The sequence below is a fragment of the Bryocella sp. genome (assembly GCF_058498515.1).
Window position 1 is genome coordinate 119476 of record NZ_JBMHYI010000021.1, and the last position, 16382, is coordinate 135857.

General features: G+C 62.3%; 13 protein-coding genes. 7 read left to right on the top strand and 6 right to left on the bottom strand.

What is annotated here, in order from left to right:
* Nucleotides 1-8: 8 nt before the first annotated feature.
* Together AC5E6W_RS06460 and AC5E6W_RS06465 are read right to left on the bottom strand one after the other, a co-directional pair.
* The gene (locus AC5E6W_RS06460; protein ID WP_491751446.1) at nucleotides 9-1091 is read right to left on the bottom strand and encodes a zinc-dependent alcohol dehydrogenase family protein; all 1083 of its coding nucleotides are present in this window, start codon (nucleotides 1089-1091) and stop codon (nucleotides 9-11) included.
* On the bottom strand, nucleotides 1051-1653 hold the full coding sequence (locus tag AC5E6W_RS06465; protein ID WP_491751447.1) for a hypothetical protein: 603 nt from the start codon (nucleotides 1651-1653) through the stop codon (nucleotides 1051-1053). Before AC5E6W_RS06465 ends, AC5E6W_RS06460 begins: the two co-directional genes overlap by 41 nt.
* A 156-nt stretch (nucleotides 1654-1809) precedes the next feature.
* Between AC5E6W_RS06465 and AC5E6W_RS06470 the strand changes: the two genes are divergently transcribed.
* Nucleotides 1810-3432 carry a sensor histidine kinase gene (locus AC5E6W_RS06470; RefSeq protein ID WP_491751448.1) on the top strand — a complete coding sequence of 541 codons (1623 nt, stop codon included), beginning with the start codon at nucleotides 1810-1812 and terminating at the stop codon, nucleotides 3430-3432.
* A 44-nt stretch (nucleotides 3433-3476) separates the two neighbouring features.
* The gene (locus tag AC5E6W_RS06475) at nucleotides 3477-3893 is read left to right on the top strand and encodes a response regulator (protein ID WP_491751449.1); all 417 of its coding nucleotides are present in this window, start codon (nucleotides 3477-3479) and stop codon (nucleotides 3891-3893) included.
* A 28-nt stretch (nucleotides 3894-3921) separates the two neighbouring features.
* Here the strand turns inward: AC5E6W_RS06475 and AC5E6W_RS06480 are convergent, their stop codons facing one another.
* Complete coding sequence (locus tag AC5E6W_RS06480) at nucleotides 3922-5268, bottom strand: sigma-54-dependent transcriptional regulator (protein WP_491751450.1); 1347 nt, start codon at nucleotides 5266-5268, stop codon at nucleotides 3922-3924.
* Nucleotides 5269-5611: 343 nt separating this feature from the next.
* Here AC5E6W_RS06480 and AC5E6W_RS06485 point away from each other — a divergent pair, with 343 nt between their 5' ends.
* Nucleotides 5612-6301 carry a Crp/Fnr family transcriptional regulator gene (locus AC5E6W_RS06485; RefSeq protein WP_491751451.1) on the top strand — a complete coding sequence of 230 codons (690 nt, stop codon included), beginning with the start codon at nucleotides 5612-5614 and terminating at the stop codon, nucleotides 6299-6301.
* Between the two features lie 212 nt (nucleotides 6302-6513).
* On the opposite strand, the gene AC5E6W_RS06490 is transcribed toward AC5E6W_RS06485, so the two are convergent.
* From AC5E6W_RS06490 to AC5E6W_RS06500, 3 genes are all read right to left on the bottom strand, one after another.
* Nucleotides 6514-7413 carry a universal stress protein gene (locus AC5E6W_RS06490; protein WP_491751452.1) on the bottom strand — a complete coding sequence of 300 codons (900 nt, stop codon included), beginning with the start codon at nucleotides 7411-7413 and terminating at the stop codon, nucleotides 6514-6516.
* 122 nt (nucleotides 7414-7535) lie between these two features.
* Nucleotides 7536-8285: a cytochrome b/b6 domain-containing protein gene (locus tag AC5E6W_RS06495; protein ID WP_491751453.1), complete on the bottom strand. Its 750-nt coding sequence runs from the start codon at nucleotides 8283-8285 to the stop codon at nucleotides 7536-7538.
* 30 nt (nucleotides 8286-8315) lie between these two features.
* Nucleotides 8316-9470, bottom strand: a complete 1155-nt coding sequence (locus AC5E6W_RS06500; RefSeq protein WP_491751454.1) for a hydrogenase small subunit — start codon at nucleotides 9468-9470, stop codon at nucleotides 8316-8318.
* Nucleotides 9471-10044: 574 nt separating this feature from the next.
* Here AC5E6W_RS06500 and AC5E6W_RS06505 point away from each other — a divergent pair.
* The 4 genes from AC5E6W_RS06505 to AC5E6W_RS06520 all read left to right on the top strand — a co-directional run bounded on the left by AC5E6W_RS06505 (nucleotide 10045) and on the right by AC5E6W_RS06520 (nucleotide 16353).
* Nucleotides 10045-11799 (top strand): nickel-dependent hydrogenase large subunit, encoded by a 1755-nt coding sequence (locus AC5E6W_RS06505; protein WP_491751455.1) that lies wholly within the window; start codon nucleotides 10045-10047, stop codon nucleotides 11797-11799.
* Between the two features lie 61 nt (nucleotides 11800-11860).
* Nucleotides 11861-12391 carry a hydrogenase maturation protease gene (locus tag AC5E6W_RS06510; RefSeq protein WP_491751456.1) on the top strand — a complete coding sequence of 177 codons (531 nt, stop codon included), beginning with the start codon at nucleotides 11861-11863 and terminating at the stop codon, nucleotides 12389-12391.
* Between the two features lie 479 nt (nucleotides 12392-12870).
* Nucleotides 12871-13710, top strand: a complete 840-nt coding sequence (locus AC5E6W_RS06515; protein WP_491751457.1) for a DmsE family decaheme c-type cytochrome — start codon at nucleotides 12871-12873, stop codon at nucleotides 13708-13710.
* A gap of 291 nt (nucleotides 13711-14001) precedes the next feature.
* Entirely contained in the window at nucleotides 14002-16353 is a 2352-nt protein-coding gene (locus tag AC5E6W_RS06520; RefSeq protein ID WP_491751458.1) for a hypothetical protein, read from the top strand.
* Nucleotides 16354-16382: the final 29 nt, after the last annotated feature.

Here is a 16382-nt window from a genome sequence, read left to right on the forward strand (position 1 = left end):
CCAAGGCGTCATCCCATCACGATCACAGCCGACCCCACCACATCCTCCTGCTTCGCCGCCAGCAGTGCCTCGTTCGCGCGCTCCAGCGGAAACTGCTGCGAGGCAGGCCGGATGCCGATCTCCGCAGCGATGCGGAGAAAGTCCTTCGCATCCTGACGCGTCATGTTCGCCACGCTGCGGATCTGCCGCTCCATCCAGAAGTACCGGTCGTAGTCGAACGCCGGCATTTCGTCGAGGTGGATGGCATTGATCGCGACGATGCCGCCCTTATCCAGCGACTTGATCGCCGCGAGCACCACGCTGCCTACCGGAGCAAAGGTCACCGCCGCATCTAGCTTCACCGGAGGTTGGTCGAGCGCGTCGCCCACCCAGCGCGCTCCCATGCCCGAGGCCTCTTCGCGGTGCCGCTCTCCGCGTGTGGAGACGTAGACCTCGCAGCCCCACGCCTGCAACACCGGCATCACCAGCCGCGCAGAAGCGCCAAAGCCAAACAACCCGACGCACATACCCGGCTTCACCTCCGCCACACGCAGGCTGCGGAAGCCGATCATCCCCGCACACAACAGCGGCGCCGCCACCGTCGGTTCCAGCTGCGTGGGCAGCGGCGTTAGGAAGTCCGTGCGCGCGGTGGCGTACTCCGCATATCCACCATTGCGCGAGTAGCCCGTAAACACAGCGCTGTCGCATAGATTCTCGCGGCCGCTCGTGCAGAACTTGCAGGTGCCGTCCACGCCTCCCATCCACGACACGCCCACACGATCACCCGCCCGAAGCTCCGTCGAGTCCGTGCTGACGATTTCGGCAACGATCTGGTGGCCGGGGATCAACGGTCGCAGCTTCGCAGGCAGGTCACCCTCGACGATGTGCAGGTCGGTGCGGCAGACGCCGCAGGCCAGCACCTTCAGCAGCGACTCGCCCGCCGCCGGCTTGGGGATCGCAACGTCCTCGAGCGTCAGCGCGGGGTGCTCCGCTGTCACCGGCCCTTTGCCGGTCGTGCCGTGGAATACCGCTGCGCGCATCGTGTCCTTCGCCATCGTTCCTCGCTCGTGCTTACGACGCCCCGTCTGTGGGTGCGAGATGGTAATCCGCATACAGCATCCGCGCCGACGTCAGGCACAGCGACGTACCGAAGGCAATCAGGTAGCCATAGATCATCAGCGCCAGCTCCTGCGCGGTCAGCACGTGGACGAGGAAGACGCGCGCGCCGACGTAAAGCAGTGCCGCGATCAGTGCGACCGTTGCCGCCGTGTAATTCCAGCGCGAGATGGAACGTATCGAGGCATGGCGGGCGATCGCAAACTCCGCCATGGAGGTCACCAGAGCCTGCAGCGCGATGAGCGAGAGGAACCAGTGCAGCCCGGCGCGGCTGAAGAACGTCGCGTAGATCAGGATGCCCACACCGATCCCGAGCGCACCCTGCACGCGCAGCGCAAATCTTGCTCTGGCCGTCGCAGCCATGTAGCTCGATACCAGGACCAGCACGCCATCGAAGACGCCATAGGCCGCCAGGGAGACGATCGACACACTCATCGCCAGCGGCAGCAGCAGGATGGTGCGGGCCATGTCGGGGACAACCAGAATCGCGCTCCCTGCAATCAGCGCCAGCAGGCCGCGTCCCAGGGTGGTCCACCAGAAGTGTGTCTCATGCCGCATCGTTGGCCCTCCTGGCCGTCATTGTCGACGCATCGGAGCCATTGTGCAACGCCCTGCCGAGTGGGCGAACGGTCACAACTGGGAATCGAACGGGACAAAGTTGCTGTGTACTCGCTAGGGTGTAGGATGTGCCCCGATAGAATGAGTTATCCCAGCATGAGCGATATCTCCCTCCCGAAACCCTCGCATCCCTTACCTGAGTGGCTCAATCCGGAGCGATGGCTGGCGTCCATCGTCGAAAGCTCGGAGGACGCGATCATCGGCGAGAGCCTGGACGGCGTCATCATGAGCTGGAATTCGGGCGCTACCAGGATCTTCGGCTACAGCGCGGAGGAGGCGGTTGGCAAGCCGGTGACCATGCTGGCGTGGCCTGGCGAAGAAGCCCGCGTAGAGGCCTACCTCGAGCGGCTTCGCGAGGGCCAGCGAGTCGATCACTTCGAGGTGTTGCGCCGCCATCAGGACGGGCACAGAGTCATCGTCTCCCTCAGCCTCTCGCCGATCATGGACAACACCGGGAGCATCGTCGGTATTGCAAAGATTGCCCGCGATCTCACCGCGCAGCGCAATGCCACCGACCTGCTCGCCGAGCGCGATTCCCAACTCGCTGTCATGACCGAGCAGGAGGCGCTTGCACGAGCCGAGACAGTCTTCGAACGCCGCTTTCACGAGCTTCTGGAGTACGCCCCGGACGCGATCGTCCAGGTGGATGGCCAGGGCAGGATCGTTGTCGCCAACCATAGTGCGGAGCAGATGTTCGGCTATTCCCGGCCGGAGTTGATGCAGCTTCGCGTCGAGGACCTGATGCCCGAGGGCGTAAGGCACGGCCATGACCGCCACCGCGCAGACTTCATGGCCGCCAACCGCACCCGCCCCATGGGCCATGGCCTGGACCTCTACGCCTTGCGCAAGGATCGCTCAACCTTCCCGGTGGAGATCAGTCTCTCGCCGGTACGCGCCGGTGAAGACACCTTCGTCACCGCCGTGATCCGCGACGTCTCGCAGCGCCGCGAGGCCGAAAGCCGCATGCGCGAGCTGCAGGAAAGCTACATGGCCGAGCTGCGCGACCGCCAGGCCGAGGCAGAGCGCCTGAACCGCCTCAAGAGCGAGTTCATGGCCTCCATCAGCCATGAGCTGCGCACGCCGTTGCACACCGTCATCGGCTTTGCGGAGTTGCTCGCCGAGGAGACCGAGGCCCAGCTCAGCGATCGCCAGCGCCGCTTCCTCACCCATATCCGCAAGGATTCCGAGCACCTGCTCGGGCTCATCAACGATGTGCTGGACCTCAGCCGCATTGAGGCTGGGGGCCTCACCTTGCACACCGAATCGCTGGGGTTGCACGCCGTAGCCGATGAGGTGGTGGAATCCATCCGTCCCTACGCGGAATCGCGCTCGGTCTCGGTACATCTGGCCGCGCCCATGGACTTCGACGTTCTCGCCGACCGGCTCCGGTTGCGCCAGATCCTCACCAACCTGCTTTCGAACGGGGCCAAGTTCACGCCTTCGGGCGGCTCCGTCACCGTGCACGCGCGGCGCGACGCCGATATGGTTGAGGTCGCGGTCGTGGACACCGGCGTCGGCATCCCCAGGGAGGAATCCGGACGGATCTTCGAAAAGTTCTACCAGGTCGGGTACACGCCGGTGGGCGTGCGCGAGGGCACCGGTCTCGGCCTCGCCATCTGCCGGCAACTCGTGGAGATGCAGAGCGGCCGCATCTGGGTGGAGAGCGAGCCGGGGCAGGGAAGCCGTTTCATTTTCACACTTCCCGCGGCCTCCCTGTGATTTGGATCACCGTCGCCTGAGATTCGCGCCCGTAACGTCATATAGTGAAGCGTGAAGATCAGGCCCCGAAGGACTACCGTTCCCTCGCTGCCAAGCGGGCTCTCGTTGTCGACCCCAGCACCACCAGCTGCGAGCTTCTTTGCGCCATTCTTGAGGACAGCGGGATGCAGGTGCGGTCGGTCTGCTGCTGGAACGGCCTGGCGGAGGCGGCTCGTGCCTTCGCGCCCCACGTGGTCCTGCTGGACGTCACGGACTTCTCCAGCGGAAGCCGCGCAAACCTCGCTGATCTTCGCGCGCTGCCCGAATGCCGGATGACTCCCCTGATCGCGCTGGCGCCCACCCCGTTGTACCCGGAACCGCACATCATGGCGCAGGCCGGATTTGCTGCTGTGCTCGCCAAGCCGATCAGCCCGCAAAGGCTGCGGGCTGCTGTGCAGGAACAGTTGAACGCAAGCCTTTAGGGTTCGGGATGGCTCGCAACAGCCCCGGTCAGAGCAGCTCGAATCGCTTCATCTTGTAGCGCAGCGCATCGCGCCCGATGCCCAGGCGTCTCGCGGCCTCGGACTGGTTGCCGTCGGCCTCTTCGAGGGCCTGTACCACCAGCCGCCGTTCCTGATCCTCCAGCGTGACTCCCGACCCCACGACGTATTCAGCGGCATCCACTCCATTGACTCCGTCCGGATGGACGAGGTGATCCGGAAGCGCGTCTACGTCGATCATCGGGCCCTCCGTGAGCATCGCCGCACGCCCGATCACGTGCTCCAGCTCGCGCACGTTGCCCGGCCAGTTGTGGCGCTCCAGCACCAGCGTCGCGCGTGGCGTCAATCCGTCCAGTGGCTTGGCAAACTCGTGCGCAAACTTCCTCAGGAAGTGCCGCGCCAGCAGCGCAACGTCCTCCGGGCGATCATGAAGGGAGGGCACCACGAGCTCCACCATCGCCAGCCGATAGAAGAGGTCCTCGCGAAACCCGCCCTCGGCGATCGCGGTCTTCAGATCCTTGTGCGTTGCAGCCACAATGCGCACGCTGACGCGTTTCGGAGTGAGCCCTCCGACGGGCATCACCTCCTGGTTCTGGATCGCGCGCAGCAACTTGGCCTGCGTCGCCATCGGCATGTCGCCGATCTCGTCGAGAAACAGTGTGCCGCCGTTCGCGAGGTCGAAGAGACCCGTCTTGTCGCGGTCCGCGCCGGTGAAAGCGCCTTTGACGTGACCGAAGAGTTCGCTCTCGAATAAGGTCTCCACCACCGCCGAGCAGTTGAGCACCACGAAGCGTCCCTTGACGCCGCTGCGCAGATGCAGCGCCTGCGCGATGAGATCCTTGCCCGCTCCGGTCGGACCCTTGATCAGGATGGATCGGAAGTGGGGCGCGACACGCTCGATCATCGCGAACAGCTCCCACATGCGGTCGCTGCGCGCCACCAGCCCTTCGAACTCCAGCTCGGCGCCGGAGTGCGCTCGCTGCCGCCGTGCCGCGGTGTCAATCAGAGCCGCCACCCGCTCGCGCAGTATGGAGAGTTTCACCGGCTTTTGAAGATAATCTGCGGCGCCCGCGCGGATGGCTGCTACCGCGGTCTCGGTTGTGTAGTGTGCGGTCATCAGGATCACGTCGATCGCAGGATCGAAGGCGATCACCTGGTCCAAGACCTCGAGGCCACTCATCACGGGCATGACCAGGTCCGTCAGGACCAGCCGCGGCCGGTGCCGCTTCACCAGTTCGAGACCCTCCACTGGAGTCGAGGCCGTATAGATCTCCAGCCCTGGACGCGCAAGAGCTTCGGAAAGCAGCTCGAGGCTGCCAAGGTTGTCGTCGATGACGACGATCGAGGTTTCGTTCATGCTCTGTGCGTGATGACCCTGCCGGTAAGGTGCCCCACTTGTCGCGCGGGTTAAACAGCATGGTACCTCGCGCATCACACCGGGCACCACCGCGGCAAAGGCCCAGGGGCAGGCCTGTAGACCCGCAGTGGGCCCGTCTCAGCTCTCTCCCCGCCGCGCTGCGTGATGCAGCTGCGCGATTTGACGCAGCAACTGGGCCAAATCGCGCACAAATTGCGCTCCTCTGTGTGATGGAGACCCCGAATCACAAGCAAAAGTGACCCAAAAGCGAGAATCCGAGTTTGGCACTGCAGTTGCTCTAGTGAGGGTGTAGCGAAAAAGATCACCCAACCGGAGCGACGCCATGATGAGCAAGTGCACCACCTGCCAGAACGCCAATGGATTCGCCTTCTGCAATGTCAGCGCAGAGGCTCGCACCTTCCTGGAAGCCAACTCCGTGTATATGGAGTATCCGCGCGGCAGCGTGTTGTTCCGCGAGGGTGATCAGCCCAACGCCATCTATGTCCTGTGCTCCGGCAAGGTCAAGGTTTCGGTCAGCTCGCAGGAGGGTCGCACTATGATCCTGCGCATCGCCAAGGCTGGGGACGTGCTTGGTCTCAGCGGCGCTCTGGACGGCGCCGAGCAGGAGACCACCGTGGAGGCTCTCGAGCCGGTGCGCGCTCGTGTGCTCCACCTCAACCACCTCACCGCGATGATGCAGCAGTATTCCGAAGTCAGCCTCGGCGCCGCCCGTTCCATGGTTCGCGACTACCGTGCCGCCTTTGAGGAAGCTCGCCTGGTGGCGCTCCCCAGCTCCCCGGCCGGCCGCATCGCTCGTCTCATCCTGGATTGGGCCGAAGAGGCTCGCCGCAACGCCAGCCCGTTCGTCACCATGTCGCTCACGCACGAGGAAGTCGCTTCGATGGCCGCCACCACGCGCGAGACCGTCACCCGCACCCTCAGCCGCCTGCGCAAGGAAAAGGTCATCTCCACCCGTGGCGTCGCCATGACGGTCTTGCAACCCACCACGCTGGAGCGCATGTCCGCCTGCTAGTCCGCTCATTCTGCTTTCGACGGCCTCGGATGGCTGCGAAGTGAGTTCAAGGTCTACGGCCAGTGTCATGTTGAACCGAGAGGGAGCGAATCTGCTCCCTCTATTTTTTTGGTGTGGCGCGTCATTGCCACGTCACCCCGAACAAAAAATGCGGTCCGCCTCGTCCAGTCGGACCGCAAAGAAAGAAAAGTCTGCCTTCCGGCAGAGGTTGTCTAGTTCCGAAGCAGCAGCACCGGGCATTCTGCCTCGGCCATCACCCGGAACAACCGGCTCTCGTTCAGCAGCGAAGCGGAAGTCTGCTCATCCGTCGCAAAGACAATCCAGTCCGCTCCGGCCTGCCGTGAGATGCGTACGACCTGGTCTGCGACCCGGCCTTCGACCACCTGCAGATGCACCAGCTCCGGGGGAAGCCCCGATGCCGTCGCCAGCTGTCCCAGCGCGTGGTGGGCCCACTGGAGAATGCGGCCAGGGTTCACCTTGTCCTCCGGCCCGCCGTCGAGGATGTGGAGCAGCGTCAGGTGCGCTCCGGCAGCCTTGGCCAGCTCATAGACCTGCCGCGCCGCTGCCTCATAGTTTCCTTCGAAGGACACGGGGTGGAGGATGTGGCGGGGCGTCGCGGCGCGTTCATCGCTGCGGGCGTTCGGCCCCACGATGAACAACGGTGTACTGCCTTCGCCGATCAACTGATGTGCGACGGATCCCAGAGCCAGCTGCTTGAGCTTGCCGCGGCCGTGTGTGCCCATGATGATGCGTGCTGCACCGTGGGCCGCACGTGCCTCCTCGCCGATCACCTCGGCCGGAGTTCCGATGCGGACGACAATCTCGCAGCGGATGCCGGCAGTCTCGATACGTGCCGCCGTTTCCACCAGGGACAAACGGACCTCGTCGATCAACTGCGCGGGGCTCGCGACGGGAACCTCTGCTCCTCCCATGGAGGCCGCGTAGAGCGGAGAGATCGCGTTCACGATCACGATGCTGGCCCCGGTGGCCTGGGCCTGCGCGATCGCATGTGGGACCAGATTGCCTAAGTCCGTCAGGTCGGTCGCAATCAGAATCTTCTCGGGATGCGCTACCGAGACACGACGTACGGGTTGAACAGTGCTCGCTGCCATGGGGTCACCTCTTTGTTCCTCCATGTTTGGGTTGTAGTTCGCCGCTCGAGCGGGGGCCGTGCGAGGGAGTACGCGGGGCGGTGATGAAGATCACTCGGTGATCGATGGATCACCGGGAACGCTCAATGCGAGGACTGGTTTTCCTCATTCAGCTCTTCCTCGGAAACGAACTTATAGCCCGAAAAAATCGAATCCATCAACCCGGTCTCCTCTTCGATCGAGACCAGCACTGCGGTGTAGAGGTGCTGCATGAAAAACATCCAGAAGATGAACATGATGCAGAAGTGGATCTCGCGAATGTACTGAATGCTGATCACCAGCTGCACCCAGCCAAACGCTCCCCGGATCCACGGCGTGTCCAGCGTCTGCGAGTACAGCGTGAATCCGGTGAAGATCTCGATCAGCGCCAGCGCGTAGATCCCGGCATAGGAAAGTCCCGCCAGCGGATTGTGGCCAATGTATGAGACCGGCCTCCACCTCCGGAACGAGTAGTACTTCGCGACCCGGAAGATGCCCAGGAAGCGTTCTTTGGCGATCGGAAGATACTGATCGATCCGGACATACTTGTTGCCCAGGAAGAACCATACGATCCGTAGCGCGATGGCGATGGTGAACACATACGCCGAGAGGATGTGCCAGAACCGCATATCCCCCATCGCCCAGTCGCCATACTGGTGCGCGCTCACGTACGGCGAATGCATGTAGTAGCCGGTGATGGAGAGCGAGGTGATGCTCACGACCATCAGCCAGTGCGACAGACGCACCGGAAACTCCCACATGTACACGCGCACCTGGTTGTGGTGAGGTTCCTGCCATTCAGGAATGTGCCGGGTGCTGGCGGGTACCTGCCTGGTGCTATCTGCTGCACTCATCGTGCGCCTCCGATCTTCGCGTGCTACGGTCTACTGTCCGTTGTGGCTGCTGCCTGGCTGTTGAGGATCTTGCGGAGGTGGCGGAGTCTGTGGGTGTGCCGTGGCCTCTGGCGGACGGATCTTGTCGCGCACCATGTTCGCGCCGATCTGTACGATCGTTCCCGCCGCCACAACGCCAACCGCGGTCCAGCCAATCTCTTCCGCCTTCACATCGACGCCAAAGCCCGGAACCTTGGGCAGGCGGTCATAGAACGGCGATCGCGTATCCCAGAACTTCGGAGCTGCGCAGCCAATGCACCCGTGCCCAGCCTTGATAGGCCAGCTCGTTGCATCGTTCCAGCGCACTACCGGGCAGTTGAAGGTGGACTCAGGACCCTTGCAGCCCATCTTGTACAGGCACCAACCCTTGCGCGCGCCCTCGTCGCCCCACTCCTCGACATAACGGCCCGCGTCGTAATGGGCGCGGCGCTCGCATTGCTCGTGGATCAGGTTGCCGTAGGCAAACAGCGGCCTGTTGAACTGATCCAGCGCCGGCATCTCGCCAAAGGTCAGGTAGTGCACCAGCACGGCAGCCGTGTTCTGCGGGTTGTGCGGGCATCCGCCCAGGTTCACCAGCTGCTTGATGCCAGGCACAGCCTGCTCCACACCCACAGCGCCCGTTGGATTGATCCCGGCGCCGACGATGCCACCGTCCCAGGCGCATGCCCCAACCGCGAGCACAGCTGCCGCCTTGGGCAGCACTTCCCGCGCGATGTCCAGCGCGGTGCGGCCGCCAATGGTGCAGTACACACCGTCATCGCCCATCGGGATAGAGCCTTCCACGACGGCGATGAACTTGCCATCGTGCTCCTTCATCACGCGATCAAGGGCAGCCTGAGCCTGTTTGCCGCTGCCCGCCATGATGGTCTCGTGGTATTCCAGCGACAGCACTTCCAGCACAATGTCGGCGATGCCCGGGTTGCTCACCCGCAGCATCGATTCCGTGTTGCCTGTGCAATCTTGGAACTCGAGCCACACCATAACGGGCCGTTTGGTCTTTTCCAACGACTGCGCGATCAGGCTTGTGTAACGTGAAGGCAGCGCCATCGTGGCGGTCATCACGCTGCAGAACTTAAGAAATTTGCGCCGCGACACGCCGCGTGCTTCCAGTGCCGACCGCAGATTGAACTCCGGTGCCGTGCTCATACGCTCGCCATCCTTGGCTGAGGGTGCAGTGCGCGTTTTGCGCTCCGCAACCCGAGGCAGAAGGCGAACCTCCTTCTCCGGGCTGCTAGCAAGTATCAGCAACTGCGTGTACAAGTCGATGTGACTTCCATCACCCGCGCAGGTGCAAACCGGCGGCTAGGGTTGTATTGGGAGAAAACGATCATGAGCACCGGGTGTTCAGGAAAATGTCCAGGCTGCAAGAAACGTCAGGCCGCGGAAGGCAAAGCGGCTTCGCTGATTCAGATCGCGGCCGACAAACTGTCCGGAAGCGGAGAGACCGAGACCTCGGCGGAAAGCTCAACCCGAGGGTCGCTCGTCGCTGAGATCCTCGCGCACGCTGGCAGCTTCGTGTTGTAACGAAAGCCTTTACGCGACGGCACAGGGCCGTGTGACTCTCATCACCGACCATGCCATGTCGCGAAACGTAGTTTCTTGCCCTGAAGACGCGGTGCGATGTTCGCCCTTCGCAATCACGTCCCGCGATCAAGCCGCATGAGCCAGGCAGTGTAGGTGGAAACCTCACTTCCGGCGGAGAAGAAGGAGAACAACAGCCATGGCACGTGTGGTTATCGATCCCGTCACGCGTATTGAAGGTCACCTCCGCATTGAGGTGGAAGTCCAGAACGGCAAAGTCACCGAGGCTTGGAGCTCCGGCACCATGTTCCGCGGCATCGAGAAGATCGTCCGCGGTCGCGACCCTCGCGAGGCCTGGATCTGGGCGCAGCGCATCTGCGGTGTCTGCACAACCGTGCATGCGCTGGCTTCGGTCCGCGCCGTTGAGGATGCCCTCGGCATCGAGGTTCCCGAGAACGCTCTGCTGGTGCGCAACATCATCGCCGGCACGCAGAACGTCCACGACCACATCGTGCACTTCTATCATCTGCACGCGCTCGACTGGGTCGACGTCACGCTGGCGCTGAAGGCCGATCCCGCCAAGACCTCGCAACTCGCGCAGTCTCTCTCCGACTGGCCGAAGTCCTCCACCGCCTACTTCAAGACCGTGCAGGACCGCGTGAAGACGCTGGTCGCCAGCGGTCAGCTGAGCTTGTTCTCGAGTGGCCCTTGGGGGCACCCGGCCTACATTCTTCCGCCCGAGGTCAACCTCCTCGCCGTCGCGCACTACATCGAAGCGCTCGAGCTGCAGCGCGAGGTGGTGCGCATCCACGCTGTGTTAGGCGGCAAGAATCCTCACCCGCAAACCTACCTTGTCGGCGGCATGGCCTCGGGCATGGATCCCGACGAGCCAGGCGCGGCCATCAACAACGAGACGGTGATGCTGCTTAACCAGCTCGCCAAGAATGCTGAGACCTTCGTGAAGCAGGTCTATCTGCCGGACGTCGTAGCCATTGCCGGCTTCTACAAAGACTGGTTCAAGATCGGCGAAGGCATCGGGAATTACATGGCCTATGGCGACTTTGCCCCGGGCGATACCAAAGGCCCCGCAGGCTTCCTCTTTCCGCGCGGCATCATCCTCAACCGCGATCTCTCCACCGTGCACACGATGGATCCGAATAAAATCGCCGAGTACGTGGCCCACAGCTACTACGACTACGAGGGCGGCGAAGCCGGTCTGCATCCTTCCAAGGGCCAGACCAACCCCAATTACACCGGCCCCAAGCCGCCGTTCGAGCACATCAACACCGACGGCAAATACTCGTGGGTCAAGTCGCCGCGCTATGACAACCAGGCGATGGAAGTTGGTCCCCTCGCTCGCACGCTCATCGCCTATGCCAGTGGCCGCGAGAACGTGAAGCAGCAGGTGGATGCCACACTCACCAAGCTGAATCTCCCGGCAACAGCCTTGTTCTCAACGATGGGCCGCATCGCGGCACGCGCGATCGAGGCCGGCATCATGACCGGCGAGCTGGAAACGTGGATCGCGAAGCTCGAAGAAAACCTCGGGCATGGCAACGTCAAGATCCACAACGGCGCCATGTGGAACCCCGACAACTGGCCGAAGTCCTGCGCAGGCTTTGGCCTCGAAGAGGCGCCCCGCGGCTCGCTGGGCCACTGGATCGAGATCGAGGACAAAAAGATCGCCAATTACCAGGCGGTCGTGCCTTCAACCTGGAACGCCGGCCCACGCGATGGCACAGGCCAGCGCGGAGCGTATGAGCATTCGCTGCTCAACACCCCCATCGCCGATCCCGAACGTCCGCTCGAAGTCCTGCGCACCGTTCACTCGTTCGATCCCTGCATGGCGTGTGCGGTCCATGTGGTACAGCCGAACGGCCAGCTTTATAGCACAGTACAGGTGGAGGCCCTGGCCTCCGCAGCCGCCAGCGGAGCGCTCGACCTCAGTCGATAGAGGGTAGAGCGAAGCCACCAGGTCATCAAGCTGCAAAGCCGTTGCAACAACCGGGAGCGTTATGACTGATTCTTCTTCCACCCGCGGCGTTCTGGGCCTCGGCAACCTGATGCGAACGGACGATGCCGTGGGGATGCTCGCGCTCGACGAGCTCGATGCCTCCCCAGAGTTCCCGCGCAATGTGCGGCTCGTGGAGGGCGGCACACTGGGACTCGAGATCATGGGCCGTATCGATGGCCTCACGCACATCGTCACGCTGGACGCCGTTGATTTCGGCGGCGAGCCCGGAACGGTGGCGCGCTTTGAGGGCGAGCAGCTGTACCGGCTGCCCGTCTCGAAGAGCGTGCATCTGCTCGGCTTCGCTGACCTGCTCGCCGCGCTGCAGCTTCTCGGGACCCCTCCTGACGAACTTGTGCTCTTCGGCGTTCAGCCGGCTTCGACCGACTGGGGCACCGTGCTCACGCCGCCCGTACGCAAGGCGATGCCCACGCTGTTGGACCTTACCATGCGCCAACTCGCTCAGTGGGAGACGGTCAAACCGGCACGTGCTTCCTCACGCCAGTTGGAGCCCGCAGCCCCCGCGCTGGCCTGACGCAACGTCGTTTTGCATCACGGTGTCGCTTCACGTTCCGAATTGAAACTGCCCTTCGCACGGCTAGCTCAACCGATTGCAAACTGTCCGACTAACGAACGCGGTCTCACCGCCCTCTCTCGACCCGCTTTCCCGAAGTGAACAGCTGAAATCACGGGGGTTCTTGTAGGAATTGCAATTCCCTTGTGTTCATGCGGGTGCGAACGCATGCTGGCCATGACCGTACCGTCATAAGCCGCTTTCCGGTAACAGAACATTCGTGCGGTAAGCGCCGGGCGGATTTTGGGAGCGCACATCCGCCCGTGATGACTGTCACAACCCATCCCGGCGATTGTTCCTACTCTCTAGGTGAACAAACAAAGTCCTGGCGCACGTTTGGCCAGGCTGAATGAGCGGGACGTATGTACCTTTTGCGGGTCGCACTTTGTAAGCGAGGCTGGACGCTGGTTCTGCTGCCTCTGATCGCGACGATGCTCTTGATGGCATCGGGTAGATCTGTGGCAGTAGCACAGGATGCAAAGCATCCTGCTTCGGATTTCGTGGGATCAGAGACGTGCGCGACATGTCATGAAGACGTCGCGAAGAAATTTGGAGATAACCCGCACAGCCGCATCGAAGCGATGCACGGTAAGGCTGGAGCGTCATGCGAAAGCTGCCATGGACCAGGCAGAGCGCATGTCGAAGGCGGCGGCGACATTACCAAAATCATCAACCCGGCCAAGGCAAACCCGAAGCAGATCAGTGAGACCTGCCTCACTTGCCATGCCGGAGCACACCCTAACTTCCTCCAGTCGAACCACGCCAAGGCGGGCCTCAGTTGTGTGAGCTGCCATAGCGTGCACGCGGCCAAGGAAGAAAAGGCGCTGCTCAAGGCTCCACAGCCTCAGCTGTGCTTTTCCTGCCATGCCGACGTGAAGCCTGCGTTCGGCGCTCCGTTCCACCACAAGGTGGAGGAGGGGCTGATCAAGTGCAGTGACTGCCATGACTCGCACGGAACGTTCGAGGATAAGCAGCTGCGCACCACCGCGGATAAGAATGCGATCTGCACCAAGTGCCATACCGAAACGCGCGGACCCTTTGTGTTCGAGCACGCTCCGGTAAAGGGCGAAGGCTGCATGTCCTGCCATACACCGCATGGTTCGCAGAATGCCCGGCTACTCAATGTGCCGAATGTCAACCAGCTTTGCAACCAGTGCCACAGTCCAGTAGCAGCAGCGACCGTGCACGGGATGAATGCTGGATCGGCCGACCAGGAGCCCTGCATCACCTGCCACACGTTCATCCACGGATCGAACGTCAACCCGGCGTTCATCCGATAAAGACTACCGCGGCGTTCGTCCGGAACCGGACGCCGCGGTCACTCGAAGGCCAGCGACTGACGCGCTTGACGGATGGATTTCCCTACGAAGTTTTCTTACAAGAAGAGGCTTGAGATGACGAACACAGAAATGTTTTCTCGCCTGCCCGATGAGCCCCGATACCGTAACAGGTGTCAAGGGGTCACAAAGAGCATCGCAATCGTTACTTTACTGTTAGCGGCAGGTGCCGCGGCAGCCCAGGATACTACCAAGGCGCCGCCGACAGGCGCTATCGTTCAGGACGGTTACATCGTGCACCAGACCGCCGATCTCGGCGGCCATGCGGTGGGGCTCTCCGGCAGCGGAGCCATGTATGACACGCTGATCAACATCCATTCCGGGCCGCGCGTTCTTGGTGAGACGTTCACCCTGCACGCCCTCCCCGGAACACAACACAGGTTGTTCGACTCGCTCACCGCGACCAGCAATGGCTTCGGTGGCGACCCGATCAACGTGGTGAAGATGGACTTCTCGAAGGGCAAGCTCTACGAGTTCTCCGGGATGTTCCGTCGCGACCGCCAGTACTTCGACTACGATCTGCTCGGTAACGCAAGCGTTCCGAACCAGACGATCCCTTACGGCATGGTCGGCGGTGTAGCTACAGCTGCCGGGATCCCGTTCAACTCACTCCAGCAGTCTCCGCTGCTCTTCAACACCGTTCGCCGCATGACGGACGTGCACGTCACCGTCCTTCCTCTGGCGAAGGTCACCTTCCGCGCCGGCTACTCGCAGAACATCTTCCAGGGACCGTCCTACACGCCGAATCGTTCGATCGGCAAGTACGACGCCCTGCTGATGGAGTACCAGCGCAACAGCACGGACGATTTCCAGGGAGCTGTTGACTGGAAGCCGCTCGCGCAGACGCGCGTCTCCTTCGAGGAGATGGTCACACACTATAAGGGCGACTCCTACTTCACCATCGCCCCCAACCAGTTCATCGCGCAGGAAGCGGACGGAACACCCGTATCCATCGGTAACTTCGATGCGACGGCGAACCCCTACACCATCGCTGCCTGCAACACCAATAGCATGGGCTCGGGTTACACCAACGCGACCAACTACACCATCTTCACAGCGCCGACGAGCACGGGCGGCAAGCCTGTCATCAACCCGGCCTGCGATGTCATCACGAATTACAGCCGCACCCAGCCCACGCGCTCGATCATCCCCACCGAGATGCTGCGCTTCCAGAGCTCCAGCATCCACAACATCGAGATGACTGGCGACGCACGCTACACCATCGCCAACACCAACCTGGTCAACTACTACGAGAACTTCCAGGGCCTCGATGGCGTCATCCGCAACGCAACCTTCACGGGTGGCGGAACGGTTCAGCGCAGAGTTGTGAGCTTCGACTACGGCATCGTTTGGAACCTGACCAAGACGTTCACCCTCTCCGACCAGGCAGACTACTCGAACACTCATCAGCCTGGCAGCACGCTGGTCTCCGCCGGCATCACGCAGAACACACCTGCCACGGCGACCAACGAAACCATCAACTACGCGGGCGTACTGGCGGCTGGAACAGCGTTCAGCGTAACCGGCAACCCGAACGGAACGACCCTCTACGGCTACTTCGGCCAGCGCATCGTGACCAACAACGCGACCGCGGCCTGGGATCCCGGCTCGAAGGCCTCGTTCTCGGTCACCTACCGCTACAAGAGCCGCATGATCCTGCAGAACGCAGGTAGTGGAACAGCTGCGCTGTTGGTCGGCATCGACCAGAACGCCGGTGTCTTCAGCGCAAACTTCCGGCCCACCAAGCAATGGACCATGAACGGCTCCGTGGAAGTGTCCTACGACAACAATGTGCTGACGCCTGTCGCTCCGCGCGAGCTCCAGCACTATCGTTTCCACACGTTGTACCGGCCGAAACCATGGGTCTCCATCTCGGGCGCCTACAACGACCTCGAGCGTCATAACAACACCAACAACACCGGCACGGCTTCAGTGGACGGTCCTATCGGACATGTCGATCACACTCGCAATATCAGCACAGGAGTGGATCTCTCGCCGAATGAGAAGTACTCCTTCAACTTCAACTACTCCTACTATGACGTCTACACCTCGACCAACGCCTGCTACCTGAGTGGCGCGACCGCACTGCTTCCTGGTACGGCCTCCCTCAACGCGGCGGGCGCGAACAACATCTGCCCGAACACTACAGGCGACTGGGGTCCGGTGAAGGACTTCATGGACGCACCCACGCAGTACGCCTCCATGGGCCTCACCTACACACCCAACAAGAAGGTCCGTACAGGAGCCGGCTACCGCATTAGCGCAGTCAGCGGCAACCAGTTCTTCGCGGATGCACAGCAGGTGAACGGTTCGCTGCAGTCGGCGTACCAGTCTCCTTATGTCAATCTTGCCTGGATCGTCCGTCCGCAGTGGATCTGGCGCGCAGAGTACAACTACTACGGGTATGGTGAAGGTGGACCGTCTGGGCCGGTATATTGCAGCTCGGCTACCTCACTCACCACGCCGGTTGTTCCCTGCACGTCTCTCACCGGCCCCAGCGGGCGCACAGAGCCTTCCTCTGGTTTGAGCGCTCCACGCAACTTCCACGCAAATGTTGTGACCCTCTCCATGCACTACGAGTTCTAGTGCATGGGGGGTCACCCTCATCAACGCAG